Raw genomic sequence first — 15,727 nt, forward strand, 5'->3', positions numbered from 1 at the left:
GGCAAGGAGCGATGAAGATGAAAATCCGCAAGGCAGTGATTCCGGCCGCGGGGCTGGGGACGAGGGTGCTTCCGGCGACGAAGGCGATGCCCAAGGAGATGCTGGCGATCGTGGACAAGCCCGCGATCCAGTATATCGTGGAGGAGGCCGCCAAAAGCGGCATCGAGGACATCTGCATCATCCTCAGCCGGGGCAAGCACGTGGTGGAGGACCACTTCGACCGCTCCCCCGAGCTGGAGGACCACCTGCTCAAAAAGGGCAAGCGGGAGGTCTACGACGAGGTGGTGGGCATCTCCCAGCTCGCAAACATCACCTATGTGCGCCAGCAGGAGGCCAAGGGGCTGGGCAGCGCGGTGCTCTGCGCGAAGCCGTTCGTGGGGGAGGAGCCGTTCGCGGTGCTCTATGGAGACGACGTCATCATGGGGAAGGACCCCGTCTGCCGCCAGCTGATCGAGCAGTACGAGCGCCACGGGCTCGGCTGCCTCGGCATGAAGGAGGTGCCCTTCGACCAGGTGACGCGCTACTCCTCCCTCAAGGTGGACCCGCTCAGCGGGAACGTCTACCGGGTGAGCGACATGGTCGAAAAACCGCAGACCCCCGAGCAGGCGTTCTCCAACTTTTCCATCCTCGGGCGCTGCATCCTGCCGCCCGGCATCTTTCAGATCCTCGAGTCGCTGCCGGTGGGCGCGGGCGGGGAATACCAGCTCACCGACGCGATGAAGGTGCTCGCGCGGGAGGAGGGGATGATCGGCGTGGATTTCGTCGGCACCCGGTACGACATGGGCAACAAGCTGGGCATCATGCAGGCGGCGGTCGAGACGGCGGTGAACCACCCCGAGATCGGCCGGGAATTCCGGGACTACCTGCGCGAATTCGTCCGCACGCTGTAAAAGGGCAAAAAAAGAACCGCCGGAAGGCGGTTCTTTTTCATTGGTTTTCCTTTCACGCGGCCGCATGGCCCGGACGGACCATGCAGAACTGCTTGAGGGAAAAGTGCTTCTGAACGACCTCGAAGAGGCGGAAGCCGTAGTGCTCATACATTTTGACGTTCTTCTCGTTGTGGGTCTCGAGCGAAACGAGCAGGTCGTTTTCGTCGGCGTAATCCTGGATGGCGCGCATCAGTCTGGTTGCGACGCCCCTGCCGCGCATCGACGGGCGCACCGCGAAGTAGACGACGTGCATACGGCGGTCGGAACCGATGTCGCCGGTCCACACCGAGTTGAGGTAATCCTTGCCTTTGAGGAAGTTCCAGAAGGTCCGCAGCGAATGGTCGTCGCGGATGAGGCACGCGCCCGTCTTGAGCGCGTAGTACAGCTCGATGGCGTAGTATTTGAGCGGGTTATAGGGCTCGGTTTCGTCCGAGACCACGATGATGCCGTTTAGATCGGCGCTGTCGGCGTACACCTCGCAATTTTCAAACAGTTCGTCCAGGTCGCAGCTAAAAAGTTCCGGCAGAAGTTTTTGGCGTTTGTCCTTTTGCGGGATCAGTTGCAGGTAAAGAGGATCCTTCGCGAAGCACTCGGTCAAAAGCTGGTTCAGCTTCGGCGCGTCCTCTTTTTCCACGCGGTATAATCGGTCGGTTTTCAAGATTCACTCACCTTTAAATTTTGTTGATTGGTACAAATAGGCACAACATATTTTGGTGAGTATGGCTAGGTCATAGTTCCACCCCTAAGCGTTTTGTTTGCCGGATGGAACTGCGTCCCTGGATGTTCTGATTATAGCACTTTGCACAAGGAACCCGCAAACGGATTGTGGCGCGCGGGAGCGTCCTAAGCCGCGCCGGGGCGCGGCCTCGGCCCCCGGGAAGGGTGCGGTCTCTGTTTTTCACGCGATTTCTCGCGGTTTCTCCGGCGCGCGCGTCGGGACCGGCGTGGGTTGGGCCGGTGAGGTTCCGTCCGTTTGGCGGCGGAATTTCGCCTCGCCCGCCGCCCGTCAGTCGAGCTGGTAGACGCTGCGCGCGTTCTGGCAGGTGATGTCGAGCAGCTCCTGCGCGGAGATCCCCTTGATCGCGGCGAGCCGCTCGGCGGTGTGGGGAATGAGCGACGAGTCGCACCGCCTGCCGCGGAAGGGCTCGGGGGTCATGTAGGGGCAGTCGGTCTCGACGAGCAGCCGGTCGAGCGGCACGGCGGCGGCCGCCTCGGCGGGCTTTTTCGCGTTTTTGAAGGTGACCGCCCCGCCGAACGCGAGATACATGCCGAGCTTCAAAATCTCCCCTGCCATCTCCGCGCTGCCCGAGAAGCAGTGCAGGATCCCCCTGGGGCGGTATTTCCTCAGCAGCGCGAGGGTGTCGGCGTGCGCCTCCCGGTCGTGGATGATGACCGGCATACCGAGGTCGTTGGCCAGTCCGAGCTGCGCCTCGAAGACCTGCTGCTGCACGTCGCGCGGAGAGAAATCGTAGTGGTAGTCGAGCCCGATCTCCCCGACCGCGACGACCTTGGGGTCGCGCGCGTAACCGGCGATGGCGTCGAGGTCGCCCGGCGCGAAGGAGCCCGCCTCGTGCGGGTGCACCCCCGCCGCGCAGTAGAAATAATCATACGCGCGGGCGAGCGCGAGCCCGGAGGCGGAGGTTTTCATGTCGCTCGCGGCGTTGACCACCGCGACGACTCCCTTGGCGGGCAGCGCATCGAGCAGCGCTTCGCGGTCCCCGTCGAACCGCTCGTCGTCGTAGTGGGCGTGGGTATCGAAGATATTCTGGTACATGGCGCACCTCACAGAAAAAATATACTACTACGAAATACTTGACTAATAAAAAATATCGTAGTATAGTGAAAGCGAAGGGGGGATTCCATTGAAGCTGATCGACGTCTATCTCGGCAGGCATGGGAAAAAGCGATACGACGTCTTCAAGGAGACGGGGCTCAGCCAGCAGACGCTCGCGAGCGCCAACGGGAAACCCGCCGCGGCGCTGACCGGAAGGATCCTCCAGGCGATCGGCCGGACGGTCGGGGAGACGCCGGGGCGCGTGCTGGATGAAATGCTGATGATCGAACAGGAGGGGCTTGTGATGACCGTGACGACCAAGGAAGAACTGCTCGAGGCGCTCAAGCGCGCCGCCGACCGCATCGACGTGCAGGGCGGTCTGCGCACCGAGGTCCTCCGGCTTGCGAAGAAGAACTTTATGGCCTCCTATACCGGCGTGACGCCGGGGTCGATCTACATGATGGAGCCGGGAACGCCCTACGTGCAGATCGTGGAAAACGCGATCAAGCGGGCGGTATGGTTCTTCATGGGCGTGGACGAGGAGGAGAAGGCGAACCTCGAAATCTCCGAGCGGATGCGCCTTTATAACCTGCACGTCGAGGAGCTTCCGGACGGACACACCGGGATCCGGCTGGTGCAGCGCCAGCTCGAGTACCTCGACGGGAAGGGGAACCTCTGAAAAGGACGGCTGATGCAAAGACCCTTTGCATCAGCCGTCATTCTTTTTTTCTTGAAAAAAGAACCAAAAAATCGCTTCTCAGGATGGGGTGTTCCGCGCCTGCGGGCGCGTCAAGGGGCTCCGCCCCTTGACCCCGCCGCCTTTTTGGAAAAGGCGGGCGAAAACTTTGCTTCACGGGGCGCGTGGGCAGCGGAGGGCGGCGCCTCGCCTGAACCAAAAGTTTTGAAGGGGTCCAGGGGAACCTTTTTCAAAAGTTTCCCCTGGCTACCGGACCACCGAACCGCAGGGGACGGACTCGTCGACAAAGATGACCTTCACGTCGTTCTCGCCCGCGTCGACGGCGAGGATCATGCCGTTGGATTCGACGCCGCGCAGCTTGGCGGGCTTGAGGTTCGCGACGACGATCACCTTTTTGCCGGTGAGCGCCTCCGGCTCGTACCACGGATGGATGCCCGACACGACCTGGCGGGGCGTGCCGCTGCCGTCGTCGAGGGTGAGCTTCAAGAGCTTATCCGCCTTGGGCACCGGCTCGCAGGCGGTCACCTGCGCGACGCGCAGCCGCACCTTCGCGAAGTCGTCGATCGTGATGAGCGAGGCGACCCCCTCCGGCTGCTCCGCCTTGGCGGCGGGCTTCTTTTCCGCAGCGGCGGCCTTTTCCATGGCGGCGGCGCGCGCCTTTTCGAGCGCCTCGAGCTCCTTGGCCACGTCAATGCGCGGGAAGAGGCCCTCGCCCTTTTTGACCGTCACGCCGGCGGGCAGCAGGCCCCACGTCCCGGCGGACTCGTAGGTGGTGATGCCGCCGGCCGCGCCGATCTGCGCGAAGATCCTGGGCGAGGTGGCGGGCATGAAGGGCGCGAGCAGGATGCCCGCGATGCGTACGCATTCCAGCAGGTTATAGAGCACCGTGGCGAGGCGGGGCCGGTTGGCCTCCTCCTTGGCGAGCACCCAGGGGGCGGTCTCGTCGATGTATTTGTTGGTGCGGGAGATGAGCTTGAAGACCTCGATCAGCGCGTTCTGGAAGGCGTACTGTTCCATCTGCGCCTCGTAGCGGTCCTTGAGCCCGCGCGCGATCGAGATGATCTCCTCGTCGACCGGCTCGGATTTCCGCTCCGCCGGCAGGGTGCCGCCGAAGTATTTCTCCGCCATCGCCACCGAGCGGGAGACAAGGTTCCCCAAATCGTTGGCGAGGTCGGCGTTGATGCGGGTGATGAGCCCCTCGTTGGAGAAGAGGCCGTCCGAGCCGAAGGGGAACTCGCGCAGCAGGAAATAGCGGATGGCGTCGACGCCGTACCGCTCGACGAGCACGACGGGGTCGACGACGTTGCCCTTGGACTTGCTCATCTTTCCGCCCTCGAGCAGCAGCCAGCCGTGGCCGAATACCTTTTTGGGCAGCGGCAGGTCGAGCGCCATGAGCATGGCGGGCCAGATGATCGTGTGGAAGCGCATGATCTCCTTGCCGACGAAATGCACGTCGGCGGGCCAGAACTTTTCAAACTCGTGATACTTGTCGTTGCCGTAGCCGAGCGCGGTGATGTAGTTGGTCAGCGCGTCGACCCACACGTAGACGACGTGGCCGGGGTCGAAGGTGACGGGGATGCCCCATGAGAAGGAGGTGCGGGAGACGCACAGATCCTCGAGGCCGGGCTTGATAAAGTTGTTGACCATCTCGTTGAGGCGGCTCTGCGGCTCCATGAAGTGGGGGTTTTCCTCGTAGAGCCTGATGAGGCGGTCCTGGAAGGCGGAGAGCTTGAAGAAGTAGGCCTCCTCCTCCGCGTCGATGACCTCGCGGCCGCAGTCGGGGCATTTGCCGTCCTTCAGCTGGCTCTCGGTCCAGAAGGACTCGCAGGGCGTGCAGTATTTGCCCTTGTAGGAGCCCTTGTAGATGTAGCCCTTGTCATAGAGGTCCTTAAAAATCTTCTGCACCGATTCCACATGGTAGTCGTCGGTGGTGCGGATGAACCGGTCGTTGGAGATGTTGAGGAGCTTCCACAGCTCCTTGATGCCGGCGACCACCCTGTCGACATACTGCTGCGGGGTCACGCCCGCGGCCTTCGCCTTTTCCTCGATCTTCTGGCCGTGCTCGTCGGTGCCGGTCAGGAACATGACATCAAACCCCTGCATACGCTTGTAGCGCGCCATGACGTCCGTCGCGACGGTGCAGTAGCTGTGTCCGATGTGCAGCTTGTCCGACGGATAGTAGATGGGGGTGGTGATGTAAAATGTCTTTCCTGTTCCATTCATGATGTGGAACCTCCTTGCATGAGTTTGGTGTCGTCAATGTAATGATATAGTATACCACGAATTGGGTAAAATGAACAGGGGCTGTGGAAAGTTTTTGCCGCCGGAGCGCGCCCCGGCGGCAAAAAAGGAACCGCCCGCGGGCGGTTCCTTAGAGGGGACAGTCGATGCTGTCGCTGAGCGCGACGCGCAGGGGAGAAAAGCGGTCGGAGAGGTAGTCCGTGGCCTCGCAGAAAACGGCGGGCGGCACGCTCTCGTCGTCCTCCACGGGCAGGGTGAACACGACGGTGGTTCCCTTCCCGGGTGTGGAGGTGAGCGCGATGGTGCCGCCGATGGCGGCGATGGAATCTCGGGCGATCGTCAGGCCGAGGCCGTTGCCCGAGAAGGGCCGCCCCCCGTGGTCGTAGGAGAAGTACGGCTCAAAGACGCGCGGCTGCACGTCGGGCGGAATCCCGAGCCCGCGGTCGGCGACCGAGACGCTGAGCATCCCCCGCTTGAAGCGCACCCGGACGGCGATCTGGTTGCCGGGGCGGGTGTAGCGGCAGGAATTCGAGAGGATGTTGAGCAGGGCCGCGGACACCTTCTGGGTGTCGCAGGCGGCGGGCAGCATCCCCTCGGGGATGTCCGCGGAGAGCGGGATGCCGGTCGGCTCGATTAAGTCGGCGGCCGCCGAAAAGAGCTCGCGCAGGTAGTGGAAGAGGTCGACCCGCCGGGTCCGCACGGGCGAAAACCCATAGGTGAGGCGGGTGTAATCGGAAATCCACTCGCTGCTGCGCAGCAGCCGGAAGGCGCTCTGGTTGATGGCGGCGAGGTAATCGGGCATGCGCTCGCGGTCCTTTTCGGACGAGCCGGGCCCGCAGTTGCGGGAGAGGAGGGTGAGCATCGAAAAGATGACGGTCAGCGGCGCGCGGTACTGGTTGCCGAAGGAGGAGAGCGTGCGCGACATCCCCTCGGGTCGCATGCCGGAGCCCTGCTCGGCGCCGGAGGCCGGCTGGATGAGATAGCGGCCGCTCCCGTCGGGCAGGGCGCAGATGACGGTCGGCCGCTCTGCGAACAGGTGGTTGGGGCCGGCGGTGGTGAAGGAACCGCACCGGTCGATCTCCGCGCGGACGACCTCGGGGTCGTAGCCGTGCAGCAGCAGCTGCGCGCCGTCCGGCAGGGCCAGGGCGGGCATTTCCCGGGAGCCGGCGGCGCTGCACCAGACGAGACGAAAATCATGGTCCATCACGGCGGCGGGCTGGCCGGAGGCGTCCAGGAGCCCGGTCAGCTGGTCGAAAAAAGAGTCTGTTCGGGGATCGTCCAAAGGCGCACCTCCTCGCTGCGGAACTGCACTTATCATTTGGGAAGGACCGCGGAAATATTCGGATTCCAAATATTGCATGAAGGCCCGGGAACAGGGAAAACAGGGACCTTTCGACACAAATCGACAGAAAATTCCGCTTCAATTATAGTATATGAGGGTGTGATTTTCAATAGGAGTTGGGCGTTTTCAATAAAAAGCAAAGTATAAATATCCCGGGTTTGAAGAAAATAAAAAAAATCGTTTAAAGTTTATCAAGGTTCTTGTAGTTTCCAGAGATTTGTATTATGATAAAGGTATCAAAAATACAGGAGGTTGTTTCCAATGGCAATTAAAGTTGGTATCAACGGTTTTGGCCGTATCGGCAGACTGGTTTTCCGCGCTGGACTGGACAATCCGAACATTGAATTCGTGGGCGTCAACGATCCGTTCATGACCCCTGACTATTGCGCTTACATGCTTCGCTATGACACGATCCATGGCCAGTACACGGGCGAAGTGAGCTACACCGACGACGCGATCATCGTCAACGGCAAGACTGTCAAGTTCTATGCCGAGCGGGAGCCCGCCAACATTCCGTGGGGCGCTTGCGGCGCCGAGTATGTGGTTGAGTCCACCGGCGTTTTCACCACCATGGACAAGGCTGAGGCCCACCTCAAGGCCGGCGCCAAAAAGGTCATCATCTCCGCGCCCTCCAAGGATGCGCCGATGTTTGTCATGGGCGTCAACCACGAGACCTACCAGCCGAGCATGGACATCGTCTCCAACGCTTCCTGCACCACCAACTGCCTGGCGCCTCTGGCGAAAGTCATCAACGACGAGTTCGGCATTGTCGACGGCCTGATGACCACCGTCCATTCCACCACCGGCACCCAGAAGACCGTTGACGGTCCTTCCAAGAAGGACTGGAGGGGCGGCCGCGCCGCTTCCGGCAACATCATCCCGTCTTCCACCGGCGCCGCCAAGGCTGTGGGTAAGGTCATTCCCGAGCTGAACGGCAAGCTCACCGGCATGGCGTTCCGCGTCCCGACGCTGGATGTCTCCGTCGTCGACCTGACCGTCAACCTCGCGAAGGCCGCCTCCTATGAGGAGATCTGCGCCGCGCTCAAGAAGGCTTCCGAGACCTCCCTCAAGGGCATCCTCGGCTACACCGAGGACGACGTGGTTTCGTCCGACTTCATCGGCGACGCCCGCACCTCCATCTTCGACAAGAAGGCCGGTATCGCGCTGACCGACAAGTTCGTCAAGCTGGTTTCCTGGTATGACAACGAGTGGGGCTACAGCAACAAGGTCCTCATGCTCATCCAGCACATGGCTACCGTTGATCATAAGTAATCGGTTTTTTGAAAGAGCCGCCCGCGAGGGCGGCTCTTTTGTTCATTTGCCGCGCTGCGCCCGGCGGAGCTTTCTTCGCGCCCCTCCGGAGCGCTTTCAATGAGCCGCCTTCGGCGGCGGGGATTGCCGGGTCCCGCCCCGGCGGGCGGGTCCATTTCTTGATCGCCCAAGAAATGGACGAAAGAAGGGCGCTCAAGGCGGGCTCACTTGAAGAAGGCGGGGCGCAAAGCTCGCCCCCCTTGAGAATCCCCCCGCCGCTCACGTCCAGCCCGCCGCGGCAATAAGGCATGTCCCATAGTACCCGTAAGGGGGCACAGGTGCTTTTGCTGCCAAAATGCAAAGTCAGCTGCGGCGCTCCCAACGGGGGACGGCGGGCGCGCTAATCCCTCTGGGGCTCGCTCGCGTGCAGCATTTCCTGCGAGCGGCGCCGCGCGTCCTCCAACAGGTCCATCGCCTGAACCGTCCGCGCCGCCGCGCTGTTCTTGATCTGTTCGCGCGTCTCGCCCTCCAGCGGCTTGCGCAGGATTTCCGCAATTTCGGATACCTTGCTGGACAGAAAATAATAAGCGAGCCTGTAATCTTCCATAAACCCACCTCGCAAATGCGTACATATTGTTCGCTTTGCGTACAATAATATAGCAATTGCGATCTAATGTCAAGCAGACTTTGGCGGCACACAAGCTTACAATAAATACATAGAGGTGAGTTGTGTGGGCGTGCATGCGGAGAAATTTCGTAAACTTGGGTTAAGTGTCGCGTATTATCGTAAGCTTGCGGGTTTCACGCAGGAAGAACTGGCCGACTTGGTCCATATTAGCCGGGGATATCTAAGCCATATTGAGGCACCCAATATTGAAATGTCGTTTTCGATTACAACGCTGTTTGATATCTGCGACGCATTGCATATTGAACCGAAAGTTCTTTTCGAAATCTGATTGCGGACACCTGTAAAGGTGTCCGTTTTTTATTTTGGGTGGTTTGTATTTGCCTTCTTTATGCACTCCGCTGGACGTGAGCGGCGGGGGGATTCTCAAGGGGGGCGAGCTTTGCGCCCCGTCTTCTTCAAGTGAGCCCCCCTTGAGCGCCCTTCTTTCGTCCATTTCTTGGGCGATCAAGAAATGGACCCGCCTGCCGGGGCGGGACCCGGCAATCCCCGCCGCCGAAGGCGGCACATCTAAAGCGCCCCGGAGGGGCGCGAAGAAAGCTCCGCCGGGCGCAGCACGGCAAATCCAAAGCCGCCGGCGGGCGGGCCCCGGCAATCCCCGCCGCTTGGAAAGCGGCAAATCAAAGAACATTTCCCACCACCATTTACATGCCAAAACGACACGAAATTCATGTTATAATAGAAACTCGCGGGTCTCTGACAGGACAAGGAGGGCCGCAACTGGAAAATATCGTTAGGCGAAAGAAACAGGAATGTGCACAAAATATGTGCATAATAGATAAAATGCTTAGAAAGTTTTCATTGTTTTTACGCGATATTTCACAAGAAATACTTGAAAGGCGCTCCAAAAACTGTTAAAATATAAAAAAGGGAGGTGAGGGCAATGGTTAAGCCAAAAAAAACAAAGTCGAAAGACAGCTTTCCATTGTATCTATTTCATCAGGGGACGAATTATAAGGCCTATGAATACTTAGGCGCCCATCCCTGCCGCAAGGATGAAGAAGATGGATACGTATTCCGCGTGTGGGCTCCCAACGCCGTGTCGGTATCGGTCGTTGGCGATTTCAACGACTGGGACCCGGATGCGAATCCGATGACGCTTCTGGAAGATCATGCGGTTTGGGAATGCATGATTTTTGGCCTCAAGCAATATGATTTATATAAGTTCTGCGTGAAGACCAAAGATGGACGCGCCCTGATGAAAGCGGATCCTTACGCCTTCCATGCCGAGACTCCGCCGGAGACGGCCTCCAAGCTGTACGACATCGAGGGCTACGAGTGGGACGACGGCGCGTGGTTCGCGAGCCGCCAGGGCTTCAACCCCTACCGCAGCCCGGTCAATATCTATGAGATGCACCTCGGTTCCTGGCGGCGCTACCCCGACGGCAACACCTACGACTACCGCAGGACCGCCGACGAGCTGGTCGAATACCTGGGCGACATGGGCTACAACTTCGTCGAGCTGATGCCGGTGATGGAGCACCCCTACGACGGTTCGTGGGGCTACCAGGTGACGAGCTATTTCGCGCCGACCTCGCGCTACGGCACCCCGCACGACTTCATGTACTTTGTGGACAGGTGCCACCAGGCGGGCATCGGCGTGATCATGGACTGGGTGCCCGCGCACTTCCCCAAGGACGCGCACGGCCTCTACGAGTTCGACGGCCAGCCGCTCTACGAATACCAGGACGTGCACAAGCGCGAGCACGCCCACTGGGGGACCCGCATCTTCGACTTCGGGCGCAACGAGGTCGTGAGCTTCCTTGCCTCGAGCGCGATGTTCTGGGTGGAGAAGTACCACATCGACGGCATCCGCGTCGACGCGGTGGCCTCGATGCTCTACCTCGATTACGGGCGCGAGGACTGGGAATGGCTGCCCAACGTCAACGGCGGCCGCGAAAACCTCGAGGCGGTGGCGTTCCTTCAGAAGATGAACACCGCCGTGCTCACCGAGCATCCCAGCGCGCTGATGATCGCGGAGGAGTCGACCGCGTGGCCGATGGTCACGAAGCCCGCCTATGTGGGCGGGCTCGGGTTCAATTTCAAGTGGAACATGGGCTGGATGAACGACATGATCGCCTATACGTCGCTCGACCCGATCTTCCGCAGCTACAACCACGACAAATTGACCTTCAGCCTCTTCTACGCCTTCTCGGAGAACTTCATCCTGCCGATCTCCCACGACGAGGTGGTGCACGGCAAGTGCTCGCTCATCAACAAGATGCCCGGCGACTACGCGATGAAATTCTCCGGTATGCGCACCTTCCTGGCCTACATGATGACCCATCCGGGCAAGAAGCTGCTCTTCATGGGCTGCGAGTTCGCGCAGTTCATCGAGTGGAACTACAAGCAGCAGCTCGACTGGATGCTGCTCGACTACGACTCCCACCGCCAGATGCAGCAGTTTGTGCGGGACCTCAACCACTTCTATCTCGCGCACGCCTGCCTGTGGCAGGTGGAGGACTCGTGGGACGGCTTCAACTGGCTGGCGCACGACGACCACGCCCGGAACATCATCGTCTTCCGCCGCATCGACGACAACGGGGACGACCTTGTGGTGGTCTGCAACTTCGCGCCTGTGACGCGGGAGGACTACCGCATCGGGGTGCCCGACGCGACGAGCTATGACGAGGTCTTCAACACCGACGACGTGAAATACGGCGGCAGCGGCGTGGTGAACCGCGGCGCGATCCGGGTGAAGAACCAGCCGGACCACGACATGAAGCAGTCGATCACGATCACGGTGCCGCCGCTGGCGGCGGTCTTCCTCAAGGGCAGGCCGCGCAGGACGGAAAAGGCCGTCCGGGCGAAAACCACGGCCAAAAAGGCCGCGAAGGCCCCGGCCGGAAAGCCTGTTGTGAAGAAAGAGCGCAGGAAACCCCAAAAGCAGGGGACTTGAGCCATCAACAAAGGGGGTAACAACATGTTCAAGAAGGAATGGATTGCCATGCTGCTCGCCGGCGGGCAGGGCAGCAGGCTGTACACACTAACGCAGAACCTCGCCAAGCCGGCGGTTCCCTTCGGCGGCAAGTACAGGATCATTGATTTCCCGCTTTCCAACTGCATCAACTCGGGGATCGACACGGTGGGCGTGCTCACCCAGTACCAGCCGCTCGTGCTCAACGAGTACATCGGCAACGGCCAGCCGTGGGACCTCGACCGCGCCAACGGCGGCGTGTTCGTGCTGCCGCCCTACCAGAAGTCCTCCGGGTCCGACTGGTACACCGGCACGGCGAACGCCATCTACCAGAACATCAACTTCATCGACCGCTACGAGCCGGAATACGTCCTGCTCCTCTCGGGCGACCACATCTACAAGATGGACTATGAGAAGATGCTCGCCTACCACAAGGAGAAGAACGCCGACTGCACGATCGCGGTGCTTCAGGTCCCGATGGAGGAGGCCAGCCGGTTCGGCATCATGAACACATACCCGGACGGCACCATCTTCGAGTTCGAGGAGAAGCCGCCCCAGCCCAAGAGCAACCTCGCTTCGATGGGCATCTACATCTTCACCTGGGAGAAGCTGCGCAAATACCTCATCGAGGACGAGGCCGACCCGCTCTCCACCAAGGACTTCGGCAAGAACATCCTGCCGGCGATGCTGGGCGACGGGCAGAAGATGGTCGCCTATCCGTTCGAGGGCTACTGGAAGGACGTCGGCACGATCGACAGCCTGTGGGAGGCGAATATGGACCTGCTCGACCCGAAGGTCCCGCTCGACCTCTACGACGACAGCTGGAAGATCTATTCCCGCAACCCGGTCATGCCGCCGCACTACATCGCCAACGGCGCGGTGGTGCAGAACTCGATGGTCACCGAGGGCTGCACGATCGCGGGCAATGTCGACTTTTCCATCCTCTTCGCGGGCGTGACCGTCGAGGAGGGCGCGGTGGTGCGCGATTCGATCATCATGCCCGGCACGGTGATCAAAAAGGGCGCGGTCGTCGAATACGCGATCGTGGCGGAAAACTGCGTGATCGGGGAGGGGGCCGTGGTTGGCCAGAGGCCCGAGAACGCCGAGAACAGGGACAACTGGGGAATCGCCGTTGTCGGCAACGGCATCACAATCGGCGCAGGCGCGGTGGTAGCCCCCAAAGCGATGATCGACAAAGACGTTCAGGGGGTGCAATAAGGATATGAGAGAAAATAAAGTAATGGGGATTATTTTCTCCAATATGCACGACAGCATGCTCGGCGAGCTGACCGAGCGGCGCACGACCGGCTCGGTGCCCTACGGCGGACGCTACCGCCTGATCGACTTCGTGCTCTCGAGCATGGTCAATTCCGACATCCAGGATATCGGGATCATCACCAAGCAGAACTACCAGTCGCTGATGGACCACGTGGGCGCGGGCCGCGCGTGGGACCTCGCCCGCAAGCGCGGGGGCCTCGTCATCCTGCCCCCCTTCGCGAGCAGCCAGGGCAGCGGCATCTACCGCGGCCGGCTCGAGGCGCTCCAGGGCGCGATGAGCTACATCAAGCACAACGACGCCAAATACGTGCTTCTCTGCGACAGCGACATCATCGCCAACATTGACATGCGCGAGATGATCAACGAGCATATCAAATCGGGCGCACAGATCTCGATGATGTTCAAGACCACCGAGGTCTCCGCCGAGAGCGCCCGCGACACCACGACCCTCGCCTACGACGAGGAGACAAAGGACGTCACCGACATCTCGGTGCGCCCCGACGTGCGCGGCACCCAGCATGTCTACATGAACGTCATGCTGCTGGAAAAGACGCTGCTTGAGCGGCTGGTCGGCGAGGGCAAGAGCCACGACCAGTATTCCCTCATCCGCCACGCCATCCAGCCGGCGGTCGGCAAGCTGGCCATCAAGGCCTACGAGTTCAGCGGGTACACCCACAAGATCTCGGGCATGAAGAGCTACTTCGCCGCCAACATGGAGCTGCTCGACCCGCGGGTGCGCGCCGAGCTCTTCCCGAACAAGCGCCCCGTCTTCACCAAGGTGCGCGACCAGGTGCCCGTCAAATACGGCCTGTCGGCGCGGGTGGGCAATTCGCTGATCGCTGACGGCTGCATCATCAACGGCGACGTGCAGAACTGCATCATCTTCCGCGGCGCCAAGATCGGGCGCAACGCGGTGCTCAAAAACTGCATCATCATGCAGGACACCTATGTCGGCGACAACGCCCATCTCGAGTACGTCATCACCGACAAGGATGTGCTCATCAAGGATTCCCGCGTGCTGATCGGATATGAGACCTATCCGACCTACATCGCCAAGGGGAACAGCATCTGACCGGAGGGCCATTCGTACAGGGGCGGCTGTGGCCGCCCCTGTCCTCACAGCAGACCGGCCATGCCGGCGAATACAGGAGGAAGAACATGAGGATTTTATATGTGGCGAGCGAGGCGACCCCGTTTATCGCGACCGGCGGGCTTGCCGACGTCGCGGGCTCCCTGCCGCGGGCGATCCGCAGCAAGCAGCACGCGTGCAGGGTCGTCGTCCCGCTCTACAGCTCGATCAAGCCCGAACTGCGGGAAAAGATGCAGTTCGTTTGCAGCTTTTACGTCCCGCTCGGCTGGCGCAACCAGTACTGCGGCGTCTTTGAAAGCAACTACAACGGCGTCAAGTACTACTTCCTCGACAACGAGTACTACTTCAAGCGGGACGGCGGCATCTACGGCTTCTACGACGACGCGGAGCGGTTCGCCTTTTTCTCCAAGGCCGTCTGCGAGATGATCCAGTACGTCGATTTCGACCCCGAAATCCTGCATTGCAACGACTGGCAGACCGCAATGACGCCCGTCTACCTCAACCTCTTCTACCGCCACCTTGACAAATACAAGAACATCAAGACGGTCTTCACCATCCACAACATCCAGTACCAGGGCAAATACGGCATGGAGATCGCGACCGACGTGCTGGGGCTGCCCTATTACGCCGCGCCCACCATGCTCTACGACGGATGCCTCAACATGATGAAGGCGGCCATCGAGGTGTGCGATTACGTCACGACGGTGAGCCCGACCTACGCCAAGGAGATTACCGACCCCTGGTTCGCCCACGGCCTCGACCGCCTGCTGCGCGCCAACCAGCACAAGCTGATGGGCATTTTGAACGGCATCGACACCCAGAGCTACAACCCCGGGGCCGACCCGGCGCTCTACGCGAATTACGGCCCCGAGACGATCGACCGCAAATACGTCAACAAGACCGAGCTGCAAAAGACCATGGGCCTCAAGCAGGATAAGGACACGATGCTGGTCGGCGTCGTGACGCGGTTCGTCGCGCACAAGGGCATCGACCTCATCCAGTATATCTATGAGGAGCTGATGAAACGGGAGCTCCAGGTGGTGGCGCTCGGCTCGGGCGACTACATCTTCGAGAGCTTCTTCCAGGAGATGCAGGCCAAATATCCCGGCAAAACGGCGGTGCGCATCGGGTTCATCCCCGACCTCGCGCGCAAGATCTACGCGGGCGCGGACTGCTTTTTGATGCCCTCCAAGAGCGAGCCCTGCGGGCTTGCCCAGATGGTGTCCCTGCGCTACGGCACCCTGCCGATCGTGCGCGAGACGGGCGGCCTCAAGGATTCGATCACCGACATGGGGCTGAGCCTCGAGGGCAACGGCTTCACCTTCAAGACCTACAACGCGCACGACATGCTCGGCGCGATCGACCGGGCGGCGGGGCTGTATTACAACCGCGAGGTCTGGCCCAAGGCGGTCCAGAAGGCGATGACCTGCGACTTCTCGTGGGACCGCTCGGCGGGCGAGTACATCGATATGTACCACAGGATCCTGGGAGAGCTGGGCGGCTGATCAAAGAAAAATGCCGGG

Annotated in this window: 13 protein-coding genes; 8 read left to right on the top strand and 5 right to left on the bottom strand. The window is 60.7% G+C overall.

Annotated features, from left to right (window positions below):
* Positions 1 to 17: 17 nt before the first annotated feature.
* Positions 18 to 890: a UTP--glucose-1-phosphate uridylyltransferase GalU gene (gene galU, locus C1A13_RS03435; protein ID WP_172439150.1), complete on the top strand. Its 873-nt coding sequence runs from the start codon at positions 18 to 20 to the stop codon at positions 888 to 890.
* A 52-nt stretch (positions 891 to 942) separates the two neighbouring features.
* On the opposite strand, the gene C1A13_RS03440 is transcribed toward galU, so the two are convergent.
* On the bottom strand, positions 943 to 1,587 hold the full coding sequence (locus C1A13_RS03440; protein ID WP_101549130.1) for a GNAT family N-acetyltransferase: 645 nt from the start codon (positions 1,585 to 1,587) through the stop codon (positions 943 to 945).
* A 348-nt stretch (positions 1,588 to 1,935) separates the two neighbouring features.
* A complete protein-coding gene (locus C1A13_RS03445; protein WP_101549132.1) occupies positions 1,936 to 2,703 on the bottom strand; it encodes a TatD family hydrolase in 768 nt (255 codons plus the stop codon).
* 88 nt (positions 2,704 to 2,791) lie between these two features.
* Here C1A13_RS03445 and C1A13_RS03450 point away from each other — a divergent pair, with 88 nt between their 5' ends.
* Entirely contained in the window at positions 2,792 to 3,382 is a 591-nt protein-coding gene (locus C1A13_RS03450; RefSeq protein WP_101549135.1) for a hypothetical protein, read from the top strand.
* 264 nt (positions 3,383 to 3,646) lie between these two features.
* On the opposite strand, the gene metG is transcribed toward C1A13_RS03450, so the two are convergent.
* Both metG and C1A13_RS03460 read right to left on the bottom strand, forming a co-directional pair.
* Positions 3,647 to 5,623, bottom strand: coding sequence for a methionine--tRNA ligase (gene metG / locus C1A13_RS03455; protein WP_101549138.1), 1,977 nt, complete (start codon positions 5,621 to 5,623; stop codon positions 3,647 to 3,649).
* A 148-nt stretch (positions 5,624 to 5,771) separates the two neighbouring features.
* Positions 5,772 to 6,923, bottom strand: coding sequence for a sensor histidine kinase (locus tag C1A13_RS03460; protein ID WP_172439151.1), 1,152 nt, complete (start codon positions 6,921 to 6,923; stop codon positions 5,772 to 5,774).
* A 321-nt stretch (positions 6,924 to 7,244) separates the two neighbouring features.
* Here C1A13_RS03460 and gap point away from each other — a divergent pair, with 321 nt between their 5' ends.
* The gene (gene gap / locus C1A13_RS03465; protein WP_101549142.1) at positions 7,245 to 8,255 is read left to right on the top strand and encodes a type I glyceraldehyde-3-phosphate dehydrogenase; all 1,011 of its coding nucleotides are present in this window, start codon (positions 7,245 to 7,247) and stop codon (positions 8,253 to 8,255) included.
* A gap of 379 nt (positions 8,256 to 8,634) precedes the next feature.
* On the opposite strand, the gene C1A13_RS03470 is transcribed toward gap, so the two are convergent.
* A complete protein-coding gene (locus tag C1A13_RS03470; RefSeq protein WP_101549144.1) occupies positions 8,635 to 8,841 on the bottom strand; it encodes a hypothetical protein in 207 nt (68 codons plus the stop codon).
* A 124-nt stretch (positions 8,842 to 8,965) separates the two neighbouring features.
* Here C1A13_RS03470 and C1A13_RS03475 point away from each other — a divergent pair, with 124 nt between their 5' ends.
* From C1A13_RS03475 to glgA, 5 genes are all read left to right on the top strand, one after another.
* Positions 8,966 to 9,190 carry a helix-turn-helix domain-containing protein gene (locus C1A13_RS03475; protein ID WP_172439152.1) on the top strand — a complete coding sequence of 75 codons (225 nt, stop codon included), beginning with the start codon at positions 8,966 to 8,968 and terminating at the stop codon, positions 9,188 to 9,190.
* A 612-nt stretch (positions 9,191 to 9,802) separates the two neighbouring features.
* The gene (gene glgB / locus C1A13_RS03480; RefSeq protein WP_101549148.1) at positions 9,803 to 11,818 is read left to right on the top strand and encodes a 1,4-alpha-glucan branching protein GlgB; all 2,016 of its coding nucleotides are present in this window, start codon (positions 9,803 to 9,805) and stop codon (positions 11,816 to 11,818) included.
* 24 nt (positions 11,819 to 11,842) lie between these two features.
* Complete coding sequence (locus tag C1A13_RS03485; RefSeq protein WP_101549150.1) at positions 11,843 to 13,054, top strand: glucose-1-phosphate adenylyltransferase; 1,212 nt, start codon at positions 11,843 to 11,845, stop codon at positions 13,052 to 13,054.
* A 4-nt stretch (positions 13,055 to 13,058) separates the two neighbouring features.
* Positions 13,059 to 14,186, top strand: a complete 1,128-nt coding sequence (glgD, locus tag C1A13_RS03490; protein ID WP_101549152.1) for a glucose-1-phosphate adenylyltransferase subunit GlgD — start codon at positions 13,059 to 13,061, stop codon at positions 14,184 to 14,186.
* Positions 14,187 to 14,272: 86 nt separating this feature from the next.
* Positions 14,273 to 15,709 (top strand): glycogen synthase GlgA, encoded by a 1,437-nt coding sequence (glgA, locus tag C1A13_RS03495; protein WP_101549154.1) that lies wholly within the window; start codon positions 14,273 to 14,275, stop codon positions 15,707 to 15,709.
* The last annotated feature ends 18 nt before the right edge of the window (positions 15,710 to 15,727 follow it).

It is taken from the genome of Anaerotruncus massiliensis (ex Togo et al. 2026), assembly GCF_900199635.1.
GTDB lineage: Bacteria > Bacillota > Clostridia > Oscillospirales > Ruminococcaceae > Anaerotruncus > Anaerotruncus massiliensis.